The 24,201-nt window shown below is 66.6% G+C and carries 20 protein-coding genes; 14 read left to right on the top strand and 6 right to left on the bottom strand.

The window, feature by feature from the left end; genetic code table 11:
- The first annotated feature begins 2 nt into the window (after positions 1-2).
- A complete protein-coding gene (locus tag EDF69_RS10195; protein ID WP_132883785.1) occupies positions 3-185 on the top strand; it encodes a hypothetical protein in 183 nt (60 codons plus the stop codon).
- Between the two features lie 63 nt (positions 186-248).
- Here EDF69_RS10195 and pncB read toward each other — a convergent pair whose 3' ends face one another.
- The 3 genes from pncB to EDF69_RS10180 form a co-directional block, all read right to left on the bottom strand.
- The gene (pncB, locus tag EDF69_RS10190) at positions 249-1,553 is read right to left on the bottom strand and encodes a nicotinate phosphoribosyltransferase (RefSeq protein WP_132883784.1); all 1,305 of its coding nucleotides are present in this window, start codon (positions 1,551-1,553) and stop codon (positions 249-251) included.
- A 141-nt stretch (positions 1,554-1,694) separates the two neighbouring features.
- Complete coding sequence (araD1, locus tag EDF69_RS10185) at positions 1,695-2,687, bottom strand: AraD1 family protein (protein ID WP_132883783.1); 993 nt, start codon at positions 2,685-2,687, stop codon at positions 1,695-1,697.
- A gap of 48 nt (positions 2,688-2,735) precedes the next feature.
- Positions 2,736-4,301, bottom strand: coding sequence for an aldehyde dehydrogenase (NADP(+)) (locus EDF69_RS10180; RefSeq protein ID WP_132883782.1), 1,566 nt, complete (start codon positions 4,299-4,301; stop codon positions 2,736-2,738).
- A 103-nt stretch (positions 4,302-4,404) separates the two neighbouring features.
- On the opposite strand from EDF69_RS10180, the gene EDF69_RS10175 reads away from it, so the two are divergent.
- On the top strand, positions 4,405-5,163 hold the full coding sequence (locus EDF69_RS10175; RefSeq protein ID WP_132883781.1) for a FadR/GntR family transcriptional regulator: 759 nt from the start codon (positions 4,405-4,407) through the stop codon (positions 5,161-5,163).
- 58 nt (positions 5,164-5,221) lie between these two features.
- On the opposite strand, the gene EDF69_RS10170 is transcribed toward EDF69_RS10175, so the two are convergent.
- The gene (locus EDF69_RS10170) at positions 5,222-6,532 is read right to left on the bottom strand and encodes a sugar MFS transporter (protein WP_132883780.1); all 1,311 of its coding nucleotides are present in this window, start codon (positions 6,530-6,532) and stop codon (positions 5,222-5,224) included.
- Between the two features lie 138 nt (positions 6,533-6,670).
- Between EDF69_RS10170 and EDF69_RS10165 the strand changes: the two genes are divergently transcribed.
- The 9 genes from EDF69_RS10165 (at position 6,671) to EDF69_RS10125 (ending at position 18,331) form a co-directional block, all read left to right on the top strand.
- Positions 6,671-7,825: an aldose epimerase family protein gene (locus EDF69_RS10165; protein ID WP_132883779.1), complete on the top strand. Its 1,155-nt coding sequence runs from the start codon at positions 6,671-6,673 to the stop codon at positions 7,823-7,825.
- Between the two features lie 13 nt (positions 7,826-7,838).
- Entirely contained in the window at positions 7,839-9,635 is a 1,797-nt protein-coding gene (locus tag EDF69_RS10160; protein ID WP_125959669.1) for an IlvD/Edd family dehydratase, read from the top strand.
- 55 nt (positions 9,636-9,690) lie between these two features.
- On the top strand, positions 9,691-10,815 hold the full coding sequence (locus EDF69_RS10155; protein ID WP_132883778.1) for an 8-amino-7-oxononanoate synthase: 1,125 nt from the start codon (positions 9,691-9,693) through the stop codon (positions 10,813-10,815).
- Positions 10,812-11,435, top strand: a complete 624-nt coding sequence (gene bioD, locus EDF69_RS10150; protein ID WP_132883777.1) for a dethiobiotin synthase — start codon at positions 10,812-10,814, stop codon at positions 11,433-11,435. Before EDF69_RS10155 ends, bioD begins: the two co-directional genes overlap by 4 nt.
- The gene (locus tag EDF69_RS10145) at positions 11,432-12,679 is read left to right on the top strand and encodes an adenosylmethionine--8-amino-7-oxononanoate transaminase (protein ID WP_132883776.1); all 1,248 of its coding nucleotides are present in this window, start codon (positions 11,432-11,434) and stop codon (positions 12,677-12,679) included. Before bioD ends, EDF69_RS10145 begins: the two co-directional genes overlap by 4 nt.
- 130 nt (positions 12,680-12,809) lie before the next feature.
- Positions 12,810-14,366, top strand: coding sequence for a phospholipase D family protein (locus EDF69_RS10140; RefSeq protein ID WP_239555420.1), 1,557 nt, complete (start codon positions 12,810-12,812; stop codon positions 14,364-14,366).
- Positions 14,367-14,453: 87 nt separating this feature from the next.
- Positions 14,454-16,070, top strand: a complete 1,617-nt coding sequence (locus EDF69_RS10135) for a mechanosensitive ion channel family protein (protein ID WP_339538219.1) — start codon at positions 14,454-14,456, stop codon at positions 16,068-16,070.
- Positions 16,071-16,175: 105 nt separating this feature from the next.
- Positions 16,176-17,957: a PAS domain S-box protein gene (locus EDF69_RS10130; protein WP_165890038.1), complete on the top strand. Its 1,782-nt coding sequence runs from the start codon at positions 16,176-16,178 to the stop codon at positions 17,955-17,957.
- Positions 17,957-18,331: a response regulator gene (locus EDF69_RS10125; RefSeq protein WP_132883773.1), complete on the top strand. Its 375-nt coding sequence runs from the start codon at positions 17,957-17,959 to the stop codon at positions 18,329-18,331. The genes EDF69_RS10130 and EDF69_RS10125 overlap by 1 nt, the downstream gene beginning before the upstream one ends.
- Here the strand turns inward: EDF69_RS10125 and EDF69_RS10120 are convergent.
- Complete coding sequence (locus tag EDF69_RS10120; RefSeq protein ID WP_165890037.1) at positions 18,328-18,813, bottom strand: MarR family transcriptional regulator; 486 nt, start codon at positions 18,811-18,813, stop codon at positions 18,328-18,330. The two genes, EDF69_RS10125 and EDF69_RS10120, sit on opposite strands and share 4 nt — an antisense overlap.
- Before the next feature lie 88 nt (positions 18,814-18,901).
- On the opposite strand from EDF69_RS10120, the gene EDF69_RS10115 reads away from it, so the two are divergent.
- The 3 genes from EDF69_RS10115 to EDF69_RS10105 are packed head-to-tail and all read left to right on the top strand — an operon-like array spanning position 18,902 to position 23,136.
- Positions 18,902-20,089, top strand: a complete 1,188-nt coding sequence (locus tag EDF69_RS10115; protein ID WP_132883771.1) for an HlyD family secretion protein — start codon at positions 18,902-18,904, stop codon at positions 20,087-20,089.
- Positions 20,082-21,638 carry an MDR family MFS transporter gene (locus EDF69_RS10110; RefSeq protein WP_132883770.1) on the top strand — a complete coding sequence of 519 codons (1,557 nt, stop codon included), beginning with the start codon at positions 20,082-20,084 and terminating at the stop codon, positions 21,636-21,638. Before EDF69_RS10115 ends, EDF69_RS10110 begins: the two co-directional genes overlap by 8 nt.
- A gap of 10 nt (positions 21,639-21,648) precedes the next feature.
- On the top strand, positions 21,649-23,136 hold the full coding sequence (locus EDF69_RS10105) for an efflux transporter outer membrane subunit (RefSeq protein WP_132883769.1): 1,488 nt from the start codon (positions 21,649-21,651) through the stop codon (positions 23,134-23,136).
- A gap of 25 nt (positions 23,137-23,161) precedes the next feature.
- Here EDF69_RS10105 and EDF69_RS10100 read toward each other — a convergent pair whose 3' ends face one another.
- The gene (locus EDF69_RS10100) at positions 23,162-24,088 is read right to left on the bottom strand and encodes a DUF808 domain-containing protein (RefSeq protein ID WP_132883768.1); all 927 of its coding nucleotides are present in this window, start codon (positions 24,086-24,088) and stop codon (positions 23,162-23,164) included.
- Positions 24,089-24,201 lie beyond the last annotated feature (113 nt).

Here is a 24,201-nt window from a genome sequence, read left to right as displayed (position 1 = left end):
TCATGCCCGTGCCGCCCGATCCTCGAAAAGGACCGCCCCTCCGGCGCCTCGCGATCATCCTGCTGATCATCGCGGCGATCTGGGCGATTATCTTCGTGGGATACAACATCCACCACGCGAAGCAGATGAGCAAAGAAGGGCCGTCGGGCCAGATCGCGCCTTCGAAGACGGTGCAAGCGCAATAGGATGCCACGCGTGCCGGCTCCCTCCACCGAGGGTCCGGCACGCGGACGGCTCAGCGCCCGAGCCTAGACCTCCACCGCGCTTGCGACGCGGTCCGCCCCGCCGAATACGCGCAGGTAGCGCGCGATTTCGTCCGGTTCCCCGGTCGCCTTCTCGGGATTGTCGGAGAGCTTCACCGCGGGGCGCCCGTTTACTCGCGTGACCTTGCACACAAGCGAGATCGGCTCGAGCCCGTGGGCGCCATCGGGATCGCAATCCCGGAAGTCGTTGGTGAGGTTGGTGCCCCAGCCAAAGCTCATCCGCACGCGGCCGTGAAAGTGGCCATACACCTGCTCGATCGTGTCCACGTCCATGCCGTCCGAGAAGATCAGCAACTTGCTGCGCGGATCGACGCCGTGGCGTTGCCACCACGAGATGATCTGCTCCCCGGCCGCGATCGGAGGCGCGCTGTCGGGGCGGAAGCCTGTCCAGTCCGCTACCCAGGCAGGTGCGTTCGCCAGAAACGCGGTCGTTCCGAACGCGTCCGGCAGGGCCACCAGCAGGTTGCCCCCATAATGCTGCCGCCATTGCTCAAGGACGCGGTAGGGCGCTCCGGCGAGTTCCGCATTGCTGTCTGACAAGGCTGCCTCCACCATGGGAAGCTCGTGCGCGTTGGTTCCGATCGCCTCCAGGTCGGCATCCATCGCCAGCAACACGTTGGACGTACCGATGAACCGGTCGCCGAGTCCCTCCTTGAGAGCGTCGACGCACCAGCGTTGCCAAAGAAAGCCATGGCGACGGCGGGTTCCGAAGTCGGAAAGAACTAGGTCGGGGAGCGCGCGCAGCCGCTCGACCTTCTGCCAGAGCTTCGCCTTGGCGCGAGCATAGAGCACGTCGAGGGCGAACCGCCCCTTGTCGCGCATGGCGGCTCGGGCGCGGAGTTCGTTGATGATGGTCAGCGCCGGGATCTCCCACATCGTGGTGTGGGTCCAAGGGCCTTCGAAATGCAGGGCATACTGGCCGTCGTGCTTTTCCAGCACATAGGGCGGCAGCTGGAAATCGGCCAGCCAGCGGATGAAATCCGGGCTGAACATCCGTGCCGTGCCGTAGAAGCTGTTGCCCGCGAGCCAGATCAACTCCTTCTTCGCGAAGCGAATGGTGCGAGCATGGTCTAGCTGCGCGCGCAGCTCCCCTTCGTCGATCACCTCCGCGAGGCGCACCGAGTGGGTGCGATTGATTACGGAAAAGGTCGCGTCGACGTCCGGATGCACGTGCCGGATCATCTGCAGCATCAGCAGCTTGTAGAAGTCCGTGTCGAGCAGGCTGCGGACGATCGGGTCGAGCCGAAAATTATGGTCGTACGTGCGGGTTGCGATGTCCGTGACGACCATTGAAGGATCCTGTGCAAGGGCGCGACCGATACCGCGCGGGCTGCATCCCTCGTCGCTGCTGACCGCCCGGACTGCAAGCCCTTTGGGCGATCGGCAGTGGCTGCCCGGCCCCGCGATGGCGCGGAGGCCGGGCAGGCTGGATCAGAGTGCGCGAACGGTCACCGGCGCCTCGGCGTCGCGGGCGAGCGGGTTTCGCAGCGGCAGCGTGAACGGCGCCGCTTCGATCTCGAACACGTCGCCGGTTTCCGTCTTCACGCCGTCGGTGAACGACAGCGTGGCCGTCCCGAAGAAGTGGATGTGGATGTCGCCGGGACGACGGAACAGCGCGTATTTGAAGTGATGCGCCTCCAGGTTTGCCAGGCTGTGGGACATGTTGTCCTCACCCGACAGGAACGGCTTTTCCCAAAGGACCTCACCGTCGCGAAGGATGCGGCTGCTGCCGCGCACGTCCGACGGCGGCGTGCCGACGACAATCTCCGGCCCAAGCGACGCCTGGCGCAGCTTCGAGTGCGCGAGCCACAGGTAGTTATGACGCTCGGTCACATGGTCGCTGAACTCGTTGGCGAGGCAGAGACCCAAGCGGAACGGCGTACCGTCCGGACCGATCAGGTAGATGCCGGCAAGCTCCGGCTCTTCGCCGCCGTCCTGGGCGAAGGCGGGCATCGACAGCGGAGCGCCCGGGGCGACCAGCTGGGATCCGTCGCCCTTGTAGAACCACTCCGGCTGCTGGCCGACCTGGCCTGCTGCGGGCTTGCCGCCCTCGACGCCTTCCAGGAACATCCGCATGGAGTCCGTCTGCTTTTCGACGGCGGCCGCCTCGCGGTGCATCTTGTCGCGCCCTTCGGCCGAGCCGAGGTGCGTGAGGCCGGTGCCCGTCATCACGACGTGCGCCGGATCCTCATGGTCGACCGGCGCGATCAGGTGACCGGCCTCAAACTCCGCGGCGAGGTCGACGGTAGCCCCCTCCCCGCATGCGGCGACCGCATCCGCCAGGCTGGTGCCATCGGCGATGGCGCGGGCTGCGAGCGCCCGCACACTATCGACCCCCGGCACGAATGCCGCCCGGTCGCCCTGGGCCGCGATCACCGATCGCGTGCCGTCCGGCGCCCGATGCTGCAACAAACGCAACGTCATCCTAATTCCTCCCCAGTTGAACGCCGCGTTTGCGGTCGCCGGGATTGATCAATCGTTGTGGAGCTGGCCGTCGATCAGACGCGGCAGGCCTGCCTGCGCCCCGTCGCGAAGATCTGCGGGCAGCAGCTCCGGCAGCAGGTTCTGGTACGACACCGGCCGCAGGAAGCGGTCGATCGCCAGGCTACCGACCGAGGTCGTGCGACCGTCGGAGGTCGACGGGAACGGACCGCCATGGACCATCGCGTGCGTCACTTCGACGCCCGTCGGCCAACCGTTGGCGAGGATACGGCCTGCCTTGCGCTCCAGCACCGGCACCATGCGCGCCGCAAGCTCCGCGTCGCCCGCGTCCATGTGCAGCGTGGCGGTGAGCTGTCCCTCGGCGGCCACGAGCACCTGGCGCAGCTCTTCCTCGTTGCGGCAACGTACCAGGATCGACGAGGCGCCGAACACCTCATGCCCCAGCGCCTTGTCGGCCAGGAATGCCTCCGCCGTGGTCGAGAAGAACGCGGCCTGACCCTGGGTCACGCCCTCGCCCACCTTGCCACGCGCGACCGTCTCGACCTGCGCATGCGACGCAAGGTTCTCGACGCTCTCCGAATACGCTTTGTGGATGCCCGGCGTCAGCATGGTGCTGGCGCCTGCCTCGACGAGCGCGGTCTTCGCCGCTTCGACGAATGCATCCAGCCCCTCGCCTTCGATCGCGAGCAACAGGCCCGGGTTCGTGCAGAACTGACCCGCGCCCATTGTCAGCGAGCCGACGAAGGCCGTACCCAGTGCCGCGCCGCGCGCCTTGAGCGCTTCCGGCATCAGCAGAACGGGGTTGATGCTCGACATCTCGGCATAGACCGGGATCGGCACTTCGCGCGCCTGTGCAAGCTTCATCAGCGCCAGGCCACCGCCACGCGAGCCGGTGAAGCCCACTGCGGTGATGCGCGGGTCCTGCACCAGCTGCGACCCGAGTTCGTTACCGGGGCCGACCAGGTGCGAGAACACGCCTTCCGGCAGGCCGGAGGCGGCGACCGCGCGACGGATAGCCTCTGCGACCAGCGCGCCCGTCGCCGGATGCGCCGGGTGGCCCTTCACAACGACCGGGCAACCGGCGGCGAGCGCCGAGGCGGTGTCGCCACCAGCAGTCGAGAACGCGAGCGGGAAGTTCGAGGCACCGAACACCGCGACCGGGCCGAGCGGGATCATGCGCAGGCGCAGATCCGGACGCGGCAGCGGCTGACGCTCCGGAAGCGCCGGATCGATGCGCAGGCCAAGCCAGCCACCCTTGCGGACGACACCGGCGAACATCTTGAGCTGGCCGACGGTACGGCCGCGCTCACCCTCCAGGCGCGCGCGCGGCAGGCCGCTCTCGCGCATCGCCGTTTCAATCAGTTCGTCGCCGATCGCCAGGATCTCTTCGCCGATCTTTTCCAGGAACGCGGCGCGCGTCTCACGGTCCGTGGAGCGATACGCGTCGAACGCTGCTTCCGCCGCGGCGCATGCGGCGTCCACGTCGGCCGGACCATGAACGGCAAACGGCTCTCCAAAGGGTTCGCCCGTGTCGGCCGAGATCGAACGAAAGCCGGCGTCACTCGCCCGGTTGAGGGTTGCGGTGTCGTTGGTCATGGGGTGGCTCCTTATTTACTCGGACATATTAAAGCGGTGCCGGCTTGGCAATCGTTCGTTCGGCATTCAAAACGCGACCACAGCCTTAGCGGGGGAGATAGGGATGACCAAAGCGAAGGGCGAGGCTGATGCGCCGGAGAGTGCAACGACGCCGACGCGACAGCCGCGAGGCACCGGGCGCCGGCTGCGCGGCGCGATCGCCCACAAGCTGGGCCTAGCGATCGTCTCAGGCGAATATGCGCCGGGCGACACCCTTTCGGGGGAGATCGCCTTCTCGGAGGCGCTGGACGTTTCCCGCAGCGCCTATCGCGAGGCGGTGCAGGTGCTGACGGCAAAGGGGCTGGTAGAGAGCCGCCCCAAGGCGGGCACCCGCGTTCTGCCGCGCAACCGCTGGAACCTCCTGGATCCGGATGTCGTCGCCTGGGCTTTCGCAGGCAGTCCGGACATCCAGTTCATCCGCAGCCTGTTCGAACTGCGGGCGATCGTCGAGCCCGCAGCTGCACGCCTGGCGGCCGAACGGCGCGACCGCGCCGACCTGAAGGCGATGAAAGACGCGCTGGCGGCCATGCGGCGGCACACGCTGGCGACGGAAGCTGGGCTGGCCGCAGATCGCGATTTCCACGACGCGATCCTCCGCGCCACGCGGAACGACGCGCTGGTCGTCCTGAGCGCCAGCATCGGCGCGGCGGTGAACTGGACCACCCAGTTCAAGCAACGCTCCCGCGCCCTGCCCCGCGATCCCCTGCCGGACCACATCCGCGTCTACGACGGCATTGCGGCGGGCGATGCGGAGGCAGCCGGTGCGGCGATGCGCGCACTGGTCGACCTGGCGCTCGAGGACACGCGCCACGCCATGGAGTGATACGAAAAGGGCGCCCCCGCAGTAGCGGAGACGCCCTCGTCGTGCCTTGCCGGCGAGATTACCCGATCACCTCGCGCTCCGGCAGCGCGTGCGTCGGCTTGGAGCCCCACAGCGCGTAGAACAGGATGTAGAGTTCGCAAGCGGCGGTCAGCAGGAACGAGGTCTGCAGCCCGACTGTATCCGCCAGCCAGCCCTGCACCACCACCAGCGCACCCCCAGCGATCGCCATGATGAGCAGGCCCGAGCCTTCTTCGGTGAGCGGACCCAGGCCCTTGATGCCCAGCGTGAAGATCGTCGGGAACATGATCGAGTGGAACAGGCCCACCGCGATCAGCGACCACATCGCCGCATGGCCGCTGGTGAAGGTCGCAAGCAGCATCACGATGAACGCGCCGACCGCGAAGAACGCCAGAACCTTGTCGGCGGGCACCTTCTGCATGACGAAGCTGCCGACGAAGCGGCCGACCATCATGCCGCCCCACAGCAGCGCCAGATAGCGCGATGCCTGCTCGTGCGTGATCGCCGCGATGTCCGGCTGCGAGACGAAGTTGATGAACAGGTTGGCGACGCCGATTTCCGCGATCAGGTAGATGAAGATCGCCGGGACACCCCAGACGAGGTTCCGGTGCTTCCAAAGCGACATGCCGCGCCGCTCCTCGCGCGAGACGCGCTGGGTAGCCTGGCCAATCGCGGGAAGCGGGAAGCGCGCGATGACCACGGCAAGCACCACCAGCACCGCCGCGACGATCAGATACGGCAGGATCACCGACTGCGCATCGGCATAGCGCTCAGCTGCCGTGAGCGTCACGCCGGCTTCTGCCGTGCCGCCCTTCGAACGGCCCAGGATCAGGTAGCCCGCGAACAGCGGCGCAAGCGTAGTGCCGAGCGAATTGAACGCCTGCACCAGGTTCAGGCGCGACGACCCGGTCTCCGGCGGGCCAATGACCGCAACATACGGGTTCGCCGCCACCTGGAGCAGCGTGATCCCGCTGGCGATGATGAACAGCGCGGTGAGCACGACGCCATAGGAAGGCAGTCGCGCTGCCGGCACCATCAGCAGCGCACCGGCTGCCATGATGACCAGACCGGTAACGATCGACTTCTGATAGCCGATCCGCTCGATCAGCTTCGCCGAAGGGATGGAGGCCACGAAATACGCGATGAACCAGACCGATTCGATCAGCGTGGTCTGCGTGTAATCGAGTTCGAACACGCTCCTGAGATGCGGCAGGAGGGTATTGTTGATGACGGTGATGAAGCCCCACATGAAGAAGAGGCTGGCAAGCAGCGTCAGCGCGGGCTTGTAGCTTCCACCGGGCGCGTGGTGCGCACCTGTCGAAGCGACGGAAGAAGTTGGCGGCAACGCCATGCATCCTGTCTCCTGTGTGGAAGCCGAAGCGGTCGCGCTGTTCGCCAGCATCTGCTGCGCGGCTTGCCCTGGTGAATTTTGTCCGACTATATAGCCCCGAAAGGCGCGTCAACGGCGTCGATACACAAGGATAGGACGATGCGGAAGGTGGGCAGCGATGGAGTTGTTCTGGCGCTGGTGGCGGCGGCCTCGACAGCGCTGACGGCGGGGACGGCATCCGCGGCGGAGGTGCAGCGTTCCGCGGCCGGAACGCTGAAGGACGGCACTGCAGTTGAAGCGATCACGCTCGTGGGCGCCAACGGCGTCTCCGCGCGCGTGCTGACCTATGGTGCGACGCTGCAGTCGCTGATCGCACCGGACCGCGACGGCAACAAGGCGGACGTGGTGCTCGGCTACGACGATCTCGCCGACTATGTCGATCATCCGAACTATTTCGGGGTCACCGTGGGCCGTTACGCCAACCGCATCGCCGGCGGCACGTTCACGCTGGATGGCAAGAAGTTCCAGCTGCCGCTCAACGAGGCGGCGAACTCGCTGCACGGCGGCGGCAAGGGGTTCGACAAGCAGGTCTGGCGCGTCGTTTCCGTGAAGAACGGGCCGGTGGCGAGCGTCGTGCTGGCGCATCGCAGCCCGGACGGCGATTCCGGCTATCCCGGCCAGTTCGACGTGACCGTCACCTATTCGCTGGATGACAAGGGTTCGCTGACGATCGCCTTCGAGGGCAAGACCAGCAAGACGACCATCGTCAACATGACCAATCACGCCATCTTCAACCTGGCGGGGGAAGGGTCGCCGATGGGTGCGACCGGGCACCGCCTGACCGTTCCGGCGGCGACCTATACGCCCGTGGATGCCAAGCTGATCCCCACCGGCGAGCGTCGCCCGGTCGCGGGTACGGTGTTCGACTTCCGCAGCCCGCGCGTGGTGGCCGACGGCATCCGGGACGGCCATGACCAGCAGATCCGCTACGGCCAGGGCTACGACCACAACTTCGCCCTCGACAAGGGGCTGACTGCCAAGCCCGAGCTCGCCGCCCGCCTGGAGGACCCGCAGTCGGGTCGCGTGCTCGAAGTGCTGACCACCGAGCCCGGGGTCCAGTTCTACACGGGCAACTTCCTTGACGGCACCTATTTGGGCAAGAAGGGTCACCTGTATCGCATGGGGGATGGGATCGCCCTGGAGCCGCAAAAGTTTCCGGACGCGCCCAATCACCCCGACTTTGTTTCCGCCCGAGTGGATCCCGGCAAGCCGTATCGGCATGTCATGATCTATCGCCTTTCCACGACTCGCTGACCGGACACCTCCCATGACCGCCACCCCGACCAACAAGCTTCGCTCGCGCGCCTGGTTCGATAATCCCGAGAATATCGACATGACCGCGCTCTACATCGAGCGGTACATGAACTTCGGCCTCAGCCAGGCCGAGCTCCAGTCGGGCAAGCCGATCATCGGCATCGCCCAGACCGGCAGCGACCTCTCGCCCTGCAACCGCCACCACCTGGTGCTAGCGGAACGCCTTCGCGAAGGCATTCGCGAGGCCGGCGGCATCGCGCTCGAGTTCCCGGTCCACCCGATCCAGGAAACCGGCAAGCGTCCAACCGCCGGGCTTGACCGCAACCTTGCGTACATGGCGCTGGTCGAGGTGCTGTACGGCTATCCGCTCGACGCCGTCGTGCTGACGATCGGCTGCGACAAGACGACGCCTGCCTGCCTGATGGCGGCGGCGACCGTGAACATCCCGGCGATCGCGCTGTCGGTCGGCCCGATGCTCAACGGCTGGCACAAGGGCGAGCGCACCGGTTCGGGCACCATCGTGTGGAAGGCGCGCCAGATGCTCGCTGCCGGCGAGATCGACAACGCGGGCTTCATCAAGCTGGTCGCGTCGTCGGCACCGTCGACGGGCTACTGCAACACCATGGGCACCGCGACGACGATGAACTCGCTCGCCGAGGCGCTCGGCATGCAGCTTCCGGGCTCGGCCGCGATCCCGGCGCCGTATCGCGATCGTCAGGAAGTGGCGTACGAGACCGGCAAGCGCATCGTCGAGATGGTGGCCGAGGACCTGAAGCCGTCCGACGTCATGACGCGCGAGGCGTTTTTGAACGCGATCGTCGTGAACTCAGCGATCGGCGGCTCGACCAACGCGCCGATCCACCTGGCTGCGCTCGCCCGCCACATGGGCGTCGAGCTCGACATCCGCGATTGGCAGGAGCACGGCCACAAGGTGCCGCTGCTCGTGAACCTGCAGCCAGCGGGCGAATATCTGGGCGAGGATTATTATCGCGCAGGTGGTGTGCCGGCAGTGGTCTCGCAGCTGATGGATCAGGGCCTGATCCATGAGGACGTCATGACCGTGAACGGCAAGACGATCGGCGAGAACTGCCGTGGCGTCGAGATCGAGGACGAAAAGGTCATTCGCCCGTTCAACCAGCCGCTGAAGGAAGAAGCCGGCTTCATCGTCCTGTCGGGCAACCTGTTCGACGCGGCGATCATGAAGACCAGCGTCATCAGCGAGGAGTTCCGCGAGCGCTATCTCTCGAACCCGAACGATCCGAACGCCTTCGAAGGTCCGGCGGTCGTGTTCGACGGGCCGGAGGACTATCACCACCGCATCGACGATCCGTCCGTGAACATCACGGCGGAGACGCTGATGTTCATGCGCGGCGCCGGCCCGATCGGCTATCCGGGTGCGGCCGAGGTCGTGAACATGCGTCCGCCGGCGTACCTGATCCGCGAGGGCATCCACGCCCTGCCGTGCATCGGCGATGGTCGCCAGTCGGGCACCAGCGGTAGCCCGTCGATCCTGAACGCCTCGCCCGAGGCGGCGGCGATGGGCGGCCTGGCCCTCATCCAGACCGGTGACCGCGTCCGCATCGACCTCAACAAGGGTACGGCCGACGTGCTGATCTCGGACGAGGAACTCGCGGAGCGTCGTCGCAAGCTCGAGGCGGAGGGCGGGTACCAGTATCCGGCTTCGCAGACGCCATGGCAGGAAATCCAGCGTTCGGTGGTCGGCCAGATGAACACCGGCGCGATTCTGGAGGGTGCCGAGAAGTACCAGCGCATCGCGCAGACCATGGGTCTGCCGCGCGACAACCACTAAGCGCATCCGGCATGGCGGGGGTGGCATCGCGAGACGATGCCGCTACACCCCCGCCATGCCGAGCTTTGCAGCCCATCGCGCCGATCTGGCGCAGCTGGCGGACCAGCATCGTATCCGCCGGCTCCTGCCCCGTCAGGGCACCGACTTCGCCTCCAACGATTATCTCGCGCTCGCGTCCGCGCCTCGCCTGCGGAATGCTGTCGCGGCCGCGCTCGCCGAGGGCGTAGCAGTCGGTTCGGGTGGGTCGCGGCTCCTTCGCGGCAACTCCGACGAGCACGAAGCGCTGGAGGCCGAGGCGGCCGCCTTCTTCGGCAGCGAAGCCGCCCTCTACTTTGCTAGCGGCTTTGCCGCCAACGCGGCGCTGTTCGCGACCCTTCCGCAGCGCGGCGACCTGGTCGTCTACGATGCGCTGGTACACGCGAGCGCGCATGAGGGAATGCGGCTCGGCCGCGCCACCTGCGTCGCGGCCGAACACAACCAGGTCGATGCCATAGAGGCGGCCATCCGCGAATGGCGCAAGGGCGGCGGAACCGGGACGCCTTGGATCGCGGTGGAGAGCCTCTACAGCATGGACGGTGACCGGGCGCCGCTGGCGGCGCTCGCGACGCTGGCGGACGCGCAGGATGCGATCCTGCTGATCGACGAGGCGCATGCGACCGGCGTGTTCGGTGCTGTCGGGCGCGGTCTTGCCGAAGACCTGGAAGGTCGCGACAACGTCGTCACGCTGCGCACTTGCGGGAAGGCGATGGGGTGCGAAGGCGCGCTCGTCTGCGGGCCGAGGATCGTACGCGACTTTCTGATCAATCGCGGCCGCGGGTTCATCTTCTCCACGGCCCCCTCCCCCCTTATGGCGCGGGCGGTTCGGGAGAGCCTGCATATCCTCGCCGATGAGCCGAAGCGACGCGAGCGGCTGCACGACCTGGTGCGCTACGCGGAACGTGCACTTGCACCCGCGGGCGTCCAGCCGACCGGCTCGCAGATCCTCCCTCTGGTGATCGGCGACGATGCCGCCACCATGCGGGCAGCCGAAGCGTTGCAAGCCGATGGTTTCGACGTGCGCGGCATCCGCCCACCGACGGTGCCGCGCGGTACTTCGCGCCTGCGCGTCTCCCTCACCCTCAATGTCACGACCGAGGATGTGGACCGGCTGGCCGCGCTGCTGCAGGAGGTCGTGCCATGAGCAAGACCATCATCGTCACGGGTACCGACACCGACATCGGCAAGACCGTCTTCGCCGCCGGCCTCGCTGCGGCGCTTGGCGCACGCTATTGGAAACCCGTCCAGTCGGGACTGGTGGACGGCACCGATGCCGCCCGAGTCAAAACGCTGGGCGTGCCTAGGACGCACATCCTTCCCGAGGCCTACCGGCTTGCCACCCCCTGCTCCCCGCATCTCGCCGCGGAAATCGACGGAGTGTCGATCGAGGTGGACAGGCTCGCACTGCCGGCGGGCGACGATGCGCTCGTCGTCGAAGGTGCGGGCGGCGTGCTTGTCCCGGTCACGCGAACCATGCTGTTCGCCGATGTCTTCGCCCGCTGGAACCAGCCGGTCGTGCTGGTCGCCCGCACGGGCCTCGGCACCATCAATCACAGCCTCTTGTCGATCGAAGCCCTGCGGGCACGCGGCGTACCGATCCTGGGTGTCGCCTTCATCGGGGAGCCGGTCGAGGACAGCGAAGCCATCGTGGCCGAGATCGGTAAGGTGCGCCGCCTCGGCCGCCTTCCCCGGCTGGATCCGCTGAATGGGGAAACGCTGGAAGCCGCCTTCCACAGCAACTTCGATCTGGAGATCTTCCGGTGACGACCTCGGCCGTGTGGCACCCCTTCACCCAGCATGGGCTCGGCGAGCCTATCCCGCTGGTGACCCGTGCAGAAGGGGCGGCGCTTCATACCGCCGATGGCCGCCGCATCGTGGATGCAATCTCCTCCTGGTGGGTCACGACGCACGGCCATTCCCATCCACGGATCGTTGCCGCGATCCGTGAGCAGGCGGAGAAACTCGACCAGATCATCTTCGCCGGATGGACGCACGAACCGGCGGAGGCAGTGGCCCAGGGCCTGCGCGACATCATGCCACGCGAACTGACCCGGGTATTCTTCTCGGACTCGGGCTCCACGAGCGTCGAGGTCGCGCTCAAGATGGCGCTCGGCTACTGGCGAGAACACGACCCGGCCCGGCATCGGATCCTCGTCCTCGAACATGGCTACCACGGCGATACCATCGGGGCGATGTCGGTGGGCGCGCGTGGCGTGTTCAACAGCGCCTATGAGCCGCTGCTGTTCGATGTGGGCACGATCCCCTTCCCCGTGCCCGGTGGCGAGCAGGCAAGTCTCGACGCCCTGGAACAGGCCTGTGCCGCCGGGGCGGCGGCGTTCATCGTCGAGCCGTTGGTGCTGGGCGCTGGCGGCATGCACTTCTACGCCCCTTCCACGCTCCGGGAGATGCGCGCCATCTGTACGCGACACGGCGTGCTGTTCGTGGCGGACGAGGTGATGACGGGCTGGGGGCGGACCGGAACATTGCTTGCGTGCGAGCAGGCCGGCGTGGTGCCCGACATCCTCTGCCTGTCGAAAGGGCTGACCGGGGGCGCCATTCCCCTTGCCGTCACCATGGCCACCGAGCCGATCTTCCAGGCGCACTATGGCCCGGATCGCGCGAAGATGTTCTTCCACTCTTCCAGCTACACCGCCAATCCGATCGCCTGCGCGGCGGCTCGTGCCAATCTGGCGATCTGGGCGGAAGAACCGGTGGCCGAGCGAATCGCGTCGCTGGGGAAGCGTCAACAGGCTCGGCTCGACGCGCTGTCGGGCATCCGCAATGTTCGGGGTTGCCGGCGAAGCGGCACCATCACGGCGCTCGAGATCGCGGGAGAGGACGGCTACTTGTCCGCGCTCGGTCCACGCCTGCTCGCCCATTTCCGGGACAGGGATCTGCTTCTCAGGCCGCTGGGCAACACGGTCTACGTGATGCCGCCTTACTGCATCGAAGACGCCGACCTCGACCGCATCTACGCCGCCATCGCCGAGGCGTGCGAAGCTCTCTGACGGATCGTCTCGCGTCCGTAACCGTTAAGCGACCATCAGCCCGGCACCGGCCGGTCTACGAAACGGGAGCGCCGGTGCAGTGAAGGCCAGTTGGGCGAGATCGATCGGAGCAGGCGCCATAGGTCTGGGCTTGCTTTGGTGGATCAATCGCCTCCCGCCCAATCCGAAAAACTCGAGCGCGCGGATCATCGCCGATGTTGCCGACACCGCGCTGGCCCGCGGCGCGGCGAAAGAGAGCGCAAGTCATCCGGGTGCGTCCGGGATCAAACTGCTCGCCGATGCGCGAGAAGCCTTTGCCGCGCGTGTCGCCCTCGCCCGGGCGGCCGAGCGCAGCCTCGATCTGCAATATTACATCTGGCACGGTGATCGCTCGGGAACGCTGCTGCTGGAAGCGGTCCATGCCGCGGCAGAACGCGGGGTGCGGGTTCGACTGCTTCTGGACGACAACGGCATTTCGGGGCTCGACGCAGTGCTGGCGGCGCTCGACGCACATCCCAACATCGAGGTCCGGCTGTTCAACCCGTTCCGGATCCGCTGGCCGAAGCCGATTGGCTACATAACCGAGTTCCCCCGGCTCAACCGGCGGATGCACAACAAGAGCTTCACCGCCGATAACAGCGTCACCATCGTCGGCGGGCGCAACATCGGCGACGAGTATTTCGGCGCGGCCGATGGCGGCTTGTTCGCCGATCTGGACGCACTGGCGATCGGTCCGATCGTCGCGGAGGTTTCCGACGATTTTGACCGCTACTGGTGCTGCGGCTCCTCCTACCCCGCGGCCCGGATCCTTCCGGGCGTGCGCAAGGATCAGCGACGGCGCCTGCGCAAGCGTGCGTCGATCGTCGAGCGTGATCCTTCGGCAAAACGCTATGTCCAGGCGCTACGCGACCTGCCGCTCGTGCACCAGCTGGTGGAGGGTCGCCTTGCGCTGGAGTGGGCGGAGGTCCGGATGCTCAGCGACGATCCCGCCAAGGCTCTCGGCAGCGTGCACGAACGGGCTCTCCTGAGCGAGAAGCTGAGCGCCGCGCTCGAGACCGCAAAGAGCGAGCTCGGTCTCATCTCCAGCTACTTCGTACCTGGCCGCCGCGGGTGTCGCACCTTCGGCAAGCTTGCGCGGGAAGGCGTGGCCGTATCGGTGCTTACCAACGCCTATGAGGCGACCGACGTGGGCATCGTTCATGCTGGCTATGCGCCGTACCGCAAACGGCTGCTGCAGGCGGGCGTTCGCTTGTTCGAAATGCGGCGGGAAGCACGCGCGGCGCCGCGGCGCCGGGAGCGCCGTCGCGGCGTCCGGCTGGGTGTCGCCAGCAATTTTCGGGGCTCCGGGACCGGCTCCACCGCAGCGCTCCGCTCGGGCGCGTCGACGCTGCACGCAAAGACGTTCACCGTCGATCGCGAGCGCCTGTTCATCGGTTCGTTCAACCTGGACCCGCGCTCGGTCGCTTTGAACACCGAACTCGGCTTCATCATCGAGAGCCCCGTCCTCGCCGCACAGGTGGCGGATGTGTTCGCCGATCAGGTGGCACACCTCGCCTACGAGGTGCGGATCGGACCGGACGGCGAACTCATCTGGATCGAGGAGAACGGAGGCGAGCGGCGCGTGCATCATCAGGAGCCTGGCATGCGGCTGATCCCGCGCCTCGCCCTTGCCGCTGCCGCCAAGCTGCCGATTGAATGGCTCCTTTGAACGCGTTTGTCCGCGCGGCTTCGTGGCAATCAGGCCGAGGGCGCCTAGAGCTTCCGGCGAGTTGACGAAGAAGGTTTGTGAATGCTGGTGATCAAGAGGCTCCTGGCCGCCCTGCTGTTGACCATGGTGGTGTGCGCGCCCGCCCAGGCGCAGGAGACCGCCGGCAACACCACGACGCCCGCAGTGCTCGCCGACACCTATGGGCGCGAGACGCCGCGATCGGCAGTGACCGGGCTGGTGAAGGCGCTCGGCGAGCAGGACTACGCCCGCGCAGCCAACTACTTCGAATTGGCGCCTCCCAAGACGCCGCGTGCGGCCGCTGCTGCCTCTGATCTGGCGCGGCGCCTCCAGTCAGCGCTCGACAGCGGTGGGTCGCTGCTCCCCTTCGCCGTGCTCTCGAACGAAGCCACGGGCCGTATCGACGATACGCTGGCTCCTGAACAAGAGCAGGTCGGCACGCTCAAGTTCGGGGAGAAAGAGGAGCCTATCCTCCTTGTCCGCGGAGATGTGGGGGAAGGTCAGCAACTCTGGCGGATCTCCACCCAGACCATCAAGGTGCTGCGCGCACACGCTCCGGAGCCCGCGGCCCCCGCTCAGACGGAGAGCATCACCGACACGAGCGTCGCCGGCGCGCCGCTCGTCGACTGGGGGCTGCTGCTGGGGCTTGCCGCCATCAGCTTCGTCGGCCTTCGTCTTCTTGCCAGTCTCATCCTGCTCGGCATCGGCCGTGTGGTTCGGGATCGCGAGCAGAGCCCCACGTTCCGCTTCTCGCACGCGGCCCTTCCGCCGCTCAGCCTCTTTCTCGCGGTCGTGGGCTTCTACGTCTACGCAGACTCGCTCCCCGTCTCGATCGTCGCCCGACAGACGCTGCTGCGATACGCCGGCATCATTGCCTGGGTGGCGCTTGCGTGGTTCGCCCTGCGCTTCGTCGACGCCATCAGCCGGTTGATCATCGCGCGGATGCAGCGCTCGCAACGGCGGCAGGCGGTTTCCGTCATCACCCTTCTGCGCCGCTCGGCAAAGGTGCTGCTCCTCGCGCTCGCGATCGTCGCCATTCTGGACACGCTCGGCATCGACGTGACCACCGGCATCGCCGCCCTCGGGATCGGCGGTATCGCCCTCGCCCTGGGCGCGCAGAAGACGATCGAGAATTTAGTGGGCAGCGTCACCGTGATCGTCGACCGGCCCGTCCAGGTCGGAGACTTCTGCAAGGTCGGCGATGTGCTCGGCACGGTCGAAGACGTCGGCATGCGTTCCACGCGCATCCGCACCAATGATCGCACGGTGGTGACGATCCCCAACGGCAATTTCGCCTCGCTCCAGATCGAGAACTTCGCGACGCGCGACCGCTATCTCTTCGCGCCGGTGATCGCCCTCGAATACGGCATCTCGGCCGACAAGCTCCGCGAAGCCATCGCGATCATCGAAGGGGTGCTGAAGGAGCATGCCCAGATCGACCAGGACGGCGCACGCGCCAATCTGGCGGCGTTCGGCGAGAGTTCGGTCAACGTGGAGGTCTTCTCCTACATCGCGGTGCTCGATGCCGTGGAGGCGATCCACATCAAGCAGGACCTCTTGCTCGCCATCATGGAGCGGCTTGAGAAAGCAGGCATCAGCCTCGCCGTTCCAACCCGCGCGCTACACCTTCCTGAAGCGCTGAAGATCACCCGCGCTCCAGCCGGGTCCGAGGAGCTAAATAACTAGGAACGGGTAAGAAACGATCCCGAGGGCTCGCATCCGGCGTCCCGTTGCGCTAGGGGAGCAACACGGTGGCAGGATCGTCCTCCACGCGGAACCATGCTGCCGTCTATGCCGCCTTCCAAGCTGACCCGATTCTTCGAGCAGTTTCTCTTCTTCTCGATCCGGCGCCCGCTGCCGCCGGTGGTGCAGTTCGCAATTGCTACCGCAGCGATCGTGCTGGTGACGTTGGTGCGGGTGCTTTTCGTCACCGTGCTGCTGCCGTGGCTCTTGTTCATGCCGGCGATCCTGCTGCTGGCGCTGGCCTTCGGCCGCAACGTCGGCTTGTACGCAACCCTCCTTTCGGCGGTCCTGGCAGGATGGTCGATCGCGGGGCCGAGCGGCTTCCTGGGCCTCAATCCGCTTCAGTGGATCGCCTCCGGCGCCTTCCTGGTTGTGGGGGTCGGCATCGTACTTCTTGCGTCCGAACTGCGCGCTTCCTTCGCGCGGGTTAATCACCTGATGCAGGAGGCGCAGTTCGCACGCGACGAGCTCGCCGCGCGCGAAGCCTTTCTTTCCGGTGTTCTTTCCAGCTCGGGCGACTGCATCGTGGTGCTCGACCGCGAGGCCAACGTCCTCTTCGTAACGGAGAACGGCCGCCGAGCCCTGGGGTTGAGCGAGGATGCGGACGTCCACGGCACACCATGGCGGATGCTTTGGCAGGAGCTGGACGGCAATCGCGCTTCTGGGGCGATCGCCGCCGCCTCCGAAGGTCATGAGACCAACTTTGCTGCCCCGGCACGGATCGGGGACGGTTCGCTGCGCTGGTGGGATGTTTCGGTCCGCCCGATTCTGCAGGACGGAAACTCGAGCGGCCAGGTGCTGCTGGTCGCGCGCGACATCACCGCCAAGCGTGCGAGCGAGCGCGAACGTAACCGGCTGGCACGGGTGGTGGAGAACAGTGCCGACTTCATCGGCGTCGCGTCGCTCGACCAGCGGGTGGAATTCCTGAACCCAGCCGGTTGCGACATGGTCGGCCTCTCGCCCGAAACGGTGGGCGAGACCCGGATGCTCGACTACATCTGGCCGGCGGACGTCGAGCGACTGGTGGAAGAGGTTCTTCCAGCGATCCGGGACGCGGGCAGCTGGAGCGGAGAAATGAACCTGCGTCATTTCCGCACCGGTGAACGCATCCCGGTCCACTACCTCGGCTTTCGCGTCCAGGAACAGGACGGCAGTCTGATCGGCTATGGTGCCGTGATGCGGGACTTCAGTGAAATCGAGCGGGCGCGGTTCCAGCAGCGTCTGCTCAACAACGAGTTGAGCCACCGGCTCAAGAACGTCCTGACCATGGTCCAGGCGATCGCCGCCCAGTCGATCCGGCAGGCCGAGACGCTCGAGGACGCGGGAGAAGCAGTGAGTGCCCGCCTGGTGGCCCTGGGACGTGCGACGGATATCCTGACCGCGACCTCCTGGCAGACCGCGGAGCTCCACGCCCTGGTCGCGACGGTGCTGAGGCCGCATGGCGCGCTCAGCCGTCGGATCAAGGTCGATGGTCCGAGTGTCGCGGTCAATCCGCGGGCTGCCTTGGCACTCGCGCTCGCGATCCACGAACTCACCACGAATGCGATCAAATATGGGGCACTTTCAAACGAAACCGGCGAAGTGGCGCTGAAATGGTGGATTGCGGACGGACCGATCCCCGACCATCCGCGTTTGCTGCTGACTTGGCGTGAAACGGGAGGGCCGAATGTCACGCCTCCTCCCCGAAGAGGTTTTGGTTCTGTAATGATCGAGCGATCGCTGAAGGCCTATTTCCGAGCCCATGTGACGCTGGACTTTTTGCCCGAGGGCGTTGCTCTCACGCTCGATGCGCCGCTTGCCGACGCGATTGCGACGGATCGGGCGGACTGATGGGGCAGCGCGCGCCGATCAATCCACGAACGATCCTCATCGTAGAGGATGAAGTGCTTTTCCGGCTCGAACTGGCCGATCTGTTCGAAGCCTCCGGTTACCGCGTCCTTGAGGCTGGCGACGCCGATGAGGCGATCGCGGTTCTTGACGAAGATCCCTCCATTTCGATCGTGCTCACCGACATTCAGATGCCGGGGTCGATGGACGGCCTGCGCCTTGCCCACCATGTTCGCGAGCGATACCCGCCGGTGTCCCTGGTAATCGCCTCAGGAGCATTACGCCCCAGCGCTTCGGAACTGCCCGAGCGCAGCCTGTACCTGACCAAGCCGTTCAACCCGTTCCAGCTCCTGCGGCAGCTGAACGCCGCGGCCTAAGCCTTCGGCGCTGCCTTTGCGGGTCCGGGGCGTTCGTCCAAGCCGCCCTGCGCCTCCAGTGCATCCGCTACCCGATCGAGCTTTGCGAGCGCACGCCGGAATTGGGATCTCTCCTCCGCGTCCAAGGCCCCGAAGATCGCCTGGTCTAGGTGCGATCTCAGCGGTTCTGCCGCCGCGATAGCAGCCTCTCCAGCGGTCGTCAGGGAAACGCGCTTCACGCGACCATCGGCCAAATCCGGGGTGCGTCGAACCAGTCCATCCCGTTCCAGCGCGGCGATCGCCTCGCTGACGGTACGCGGCGATTGCCCGAAAACGTTGGCGATGTCGGCGGCACGCGCGCTGTTGTGTTCGCACCGGAGGTACATCAGCAGCTTCATCCGCGCGAGGGAAACGCCCTGCTCTGCCAGGTGCGCGTCGGCGATCCGCCGCAAGCGGAGGAACAAGCGACCGAAGTCGCTGACGAGGCTGTCCGTGTCGGGCACGTTGTGAGGGCCCTCCATAAAGAGGCTTGCTTTGCGCTGCAACAGCGAGCAGGTCCCCGCGTCAGTTTAGGATAGCCAGGGCAGGTATATGGCCGACCGACACGAGCAGCCGACCGATGCGCCGCAAGACGCGGGCCGTGAGGACGAGCAGAACGAGAGCAGTCCTCCATCTCCCCGCAAGAAGCGCATGATCCGCATCATCCTGATCATTATCCTCGGGATCGTACTGGTGGGCGGGCTGCTGTGGTTCATCCAGTATCGCAGTGTCGGCCGCTTCATGCAGAGCACGGATGACGCCTATATCCAGGCCGATGCCGTGATCGTCTCACCCAAGGTCGCGGGTTATGTGGAGCGGGTGTTCGTCGCCGATAACCAGCAGGTCCGTGCTGGTCAGCCGCTGCTCCAGATCGATCCCGGCGATTATCGGGCACGCGCTCAGCAGTTCCAGGCGCAGATCGACGTGGCCGAAGCCAATGCGGAGGGTGTCCGCGCCCAAATCCGCGAGCAGGACGCCGCGATCGAGCGTGCCCAAGCGGAAGTTGCTGCCGCTCGTACCCGCGCCGGCTTCGCCAATGCCGAGGTCGCGCGATATCGGCCGCTTGCGGCGAGCGGGGCGGAAAGCCGCGAACGCCTGGCGCAGTTGGAGAACGAAGCGCGGCAGGCCAACGCGCAGCTCGCCAGCGCCGAAGCGGCCCTGAGCAGTGCACGCCGTCGCGTCGGCACGCTGAACGCCCAAGTCGCCCAGGCGCTGTCGCAGGGGAATGCCGCGCGTGCGCAGCTCGAAAGCGCGCAGGGCGACGTGGGATCGACGTTGATCCGCGCCAGCATCGACGGCCGGATCGGCGACAAGACCGTGCGGGTCGGCCAGTATCTGCAGCCTGCCACCCGAACCATGTCGATCGTGCCCACGACGCAACTCTATGTGGAGGCAAACTTCAAGGAGACGCAGCTCGGCCTAATGCGCGTCGGTCAGCCCGTGAAGCTTGAGGTTGATGCGCTCCCCGGGGTCGAGATCCACGGCCGCGTCGAGAGCGTGTCCCCCGGTACCGGAGCGCAGTTCTCGGTGCTGCCGCCGCAGAACGCCACGGGCAACTTCACCAAGATCGTTCAGCGCGTGCCGGTCCGTATCACGATCGATGCCGGTCCCGAGACGTTGAAACTGCTGGTTCCCGGCATGTCCGTGAGCCCCACCGTCGACACCCGCTCTGCGCGTGACGCGCGGGACCGGATCAAGCAGGAGCAGGAACGCTACAACGAGCAGCGGGGCCATGACTAAAGCTGCCGCCGCCGCCGGAGGCACCCCGGCAAAGGCGGACGCCGCTGCGTGGCTGGCGGTGCTCGCCGGCAGCCTTGGCGCGCTTATGGCGACCCTGGACATCTCCATCGTCAACTCGGCGCTTCCGACCATTCAAGGGGAGATCGGCGCCAGCGGGACCGAGGGAACCTGGATCGCGACCTCCTATCTGGTGGCGGAGATCATCATCATTCCGCTGTCCGCCTGGCTGGAGCGGGTGCTGGGGCTACGGACGCTGCTGCTCCTCGCGGCGGTGCTGTTCACCGCTTTCTCCATGCTGTGCGGCATCTCCACCAACCTGACCATGATGATCATCGGCCGCGCCGGCCAGGGCATCACCGGTGGCGCGCTCATCCCTACGGCGATGACCATCATCGCCACGCGGCTTCCGCCCCACCAGCAGCCGATCGGCACCGCGATGTTCGGTGTCACCGCCATCCTGGGTCCGGTGCTCGGGCCACTGATCGGTGGCTGGCTGACCGAAAGCATCAGCTGGCACTACGCCTTCTTCCTGAACCTGCCGGTGGGCGTCTTGCTCGTGACGCTGCTGCTGATCGGCCTTCCGCATCAGAAGGCGCACCTCGCCGACCTGCTCCGGGCCGATTGGCTCGGGATCATCGGCCTGGCCCTGGGGCTCGGCGGGCTCACCGTCGTGCTGGAGGAAGGACAGCGGGAGCAGTGGTTCCAGTCCAGCGAGATCCTCCAGCTGACGGCCGTCTCAATCCTCGGCTTCGTCCTCCTGTTCGCTGGCCAGTTCCTCGCCCAGCGGCCGGTGATCCGGTTGCGCCTCCTGCTGGATCGCCAGTTCGGCAGCGTAGCCCTGATGGGCGTCGTCATCGGGATGGTGATCTACGGGACGTCCTACGTGATCCCCCAGTTCCTGGCGGCGATCGCCGACTATAATGCCCTCCAGTCAGGGAAGATCGTGCTGCTGTCGGGTATCCCCAGCATGATCCTGATGCCGTTCACGCCCTTCATGATCCGGCACATCGACATTCGGATCGCAGTAGGCGCCGGTCTGGCGATCCTGGCGGCCAGCTGCTGGATCGACACAGCACTCACCGCAGAGTCCACCGGAAGCGCGTTCGTCGACTCGCAGTTGCTGCGGGGCGTGGGTACCATCCTCGGCTTCCTGTTCCTGAACCAAGCCGCGGTCTCCTCGGTGAGCCCGCAATATGCAGGCGACGCCGCGGGCATCTTCAACGCCGCGCGCAACATCGGCGGCTCGCTGGCGCTCGCCGCCATCGCGACCCTCCAGGATCAGCGGAACTGGCTTCACATGCGCCGCATCGAGGAGACGTTCAACGCCAACTCGGTCGATGTGCAAAGCTACCTCGCCGGCTTGGGCCAGGCGCTGGGCAGTCCCGACGCCGCCCTGCGCACGGTCGCCCAGACGATCCAGCGCGACGCACTGGTCATGACGTACAATGACCTGTTCTGGCTGCTTGCCGTCGGCATTCTGTTCGTCATGCCGCTGGTCCTGTTCCTCCGCCCGCTTCCCAAGGGCGTCTCCCTTGCCGCTGGTCACTAGAGGCTCGCTCATGCGCACTCTGCCCCTTCTCGTCCTTCCCCTGTCGCTCGCCGCCTGCACCATGGGGCCCGATTACGCAGGCCCGCCCGTCACGCCGTCGCGCGCTCCCGGTGCAGGGTTCGTCCGGGCGACGAACGCGGTGCAGGCGGCGGCCGTGCCCGGCGTCGCGAACTGGTGGACGGCCCTTCGGGATCCGCAGCTCGATGCGCTCGAGCAGCGCGCGCTTGCAGCCAATCCGTCCATCGCCGTCGCCCAGGCCCGCGTCCGTCAGGCTCGTGGCGCACTGCGCCTTGAGCGCGCAAACCGCCTGCCGAGCGCCAACGCCAGCGGCAGCTACCTGCATGCAGAGCTCCCCGGTATCGACCTGGGTTCGCTGACCGACGGCTCCGGCGACGGCGAAACCCCCGACGCGGGCGCGGGCGAAGGCATTGCCGACGGCGACAGCATCGGCGTGGACTTCTTCAATCTGGGATTCGACGCGAGCTGGGAAATCGATCTGTTCGGCCGCCGGCGCCGCACGGTAGAAGCGGCGCGCGCGGCCGCGGAGGGTGCCGAAGCAAATCTGGCGGATGCTCAGGTGCAGCTTACCGCCGAGGTGGCGCAGGCCTATGTCGCGCTGCGGGACCGCCAGGCGCGCGTTGCGCTGTCCCAGCGCTCCTCCGAGATGCAGCGCCGGATCCTCGGCCTGACCGAAGAGCGCTACGCCCGCGGCACCGTTTCGGCACTCGACGTCGAGCGCCTCCGCCTTCAGGTCGAGAACACCGATGCCGAACTCGTGCCGCTCAACGCGGAAGTGGCGAGCTACCTGAACGCCCTCGCCGTTCTGGTCGGCGAGGCTCCGGGCGCGCTGGACGATGCCTTGAAGGCTCCTGCCCCCATCCCGCTGGTGCCGGCACAGGTTGCGGTGGGCGACCCGGCGTCGCTGCTTCAACGCCGCCCCGACATTCGCGCTGCGGAGCGCCAGCTTGCATCGCGCACCGCGCGGGTGGGGGTCGCGGAGGCAGCACGCTTCCCGAGCCTGAACCTTCAGGGCATGCTCGGCCTAGGCGGCACCTCCATCGCCGACGTCGTCGATCCGGACAATCTGCTCACCCTCGCGAGCCCGATGCTCCAGTGGAACCTGCTGGATTTCGGCCGGGGACGCGCTCGCGTCGAACAGGCTGAGGGCGAGCGCGACGAGGCGGAGGCAAGCTATCGCCAGGCGGTGCTCGGCGCGCTTCGCGATGCGGAAGACGCGCTTGCCCGCTTCGGTGCGCGGCGGCAGACGCTCGTCAGCCTGGTGCGGGCAAAGGCATCGGCAGACCGTGCCTCGACGCTAATGCAGCAGCGTTTCCGCGCAGGCACCGCTACGCTGATCGACACGCTCGACGTGGAGCGCCAACGGGTCGCCGCCGAGCAGCAGCTGTCCGTCGCCACCGCCGGCCTCACCACCGACTATGTCGCGCTCCAGAAGTCGCTCGGCCTCGGCTGGTCCGCCCCCACGGCTGCCGCGCCCTAAACGGGCGCGGCTTCCCGGGTCGTTCTCAGTGGCGGATTTTGTGGACCGCGGTGGCGATGATCGCGCCAACGGCCACACCCAGCACGCCCGACAACAACGCCGTCAGAAACCATGCCACGACGCCGCCAAGCGGCACCGCGTGATGGACGGCTTCGGCGAGATGGTGGACGAACTCCGCCGGAGCCGCGAAGCCGAGCACCTCGGCTCCGTGCAACAGGATGCCGCCGCCGACCCACAGCATCGCCGCGGTTCCGACGACGGACAGGACCCGCATGATGACGGGCATGCTCTTGACCATGCCGCGTCCAAGCGCGCGCACGCCGGATGAAGACCGCTGGGCCAGGTGCAGCCCGATGTCGTCCAGCTTCACGATCAGAGCCACGACGCCATAGACGCCGACCGTGATCGCGAGGCCGACCACCACCAGAACCAGCGCCTGGGTGAGGATCGAGGACTCCGCCACGTCGGCAAGCGCGATCGCCATGATCTCCGCAGACAGGATCAGATCGGTCCGAACCGCATCGCCGACCTTCGCCTTCTCGAGCGCGCTGGCATCGACGAAGCCTTCCTCGACGGGCGCCGCATCATGATGCTCGCCCTTGATCGCACCAAGCACCTTCTCTGCGCCTTCGAAGCAGAGGAAAGCGCCCCCCAGCATGAGCAACGGCGTAATCGCCCAAGGGGCGAAGGCGCTCAGCAGCAGTGCCGCAGGCAGCAGGATCAGCAGCTTGTTCCGCACCGAGCCAAGGGCGATCTTGCCGATGATCGGCAGTTCGCGTTGGGGCGTCAGGCCGGTGACATAGCGCGGGGTGACCGCGGCATCGTCGACCACCACGCCCAAGGCCTTGGATCCCGCCTTTCCGGCTGCGGCACCGACGTCGTCCAGCGACGCCGCAGCCAGTTTGGTGAGGCCAGCAACATCGTCGAGAAGGGCAACCAGTCCACCGGGCATGTGCTCACCTGTAACAAGAGGAAGCCGTGCCTAGCCGGGGAAGTGGCGCCTGCTCAAGCGCGCTGCGGGATGGAGAGATCAGCGAGAGGTGGGAACGGGTCGGCATCAGCAAT

Origin of the sequence: Sphingomonas sp. JUb134 (assembly GCF_004341505.2) — a bacterium.
Taxonomy (GTDB): Bacteria; Pseudomonadota; Alphaproteobacteria; order Sphingomonadales; family Sphingomonadaceae; genus Sphingomonas.
Note: the sequence above shows the minus strand (reverse complement) of the source record. Positions and strands in the feature narration are given on the sequence as shown.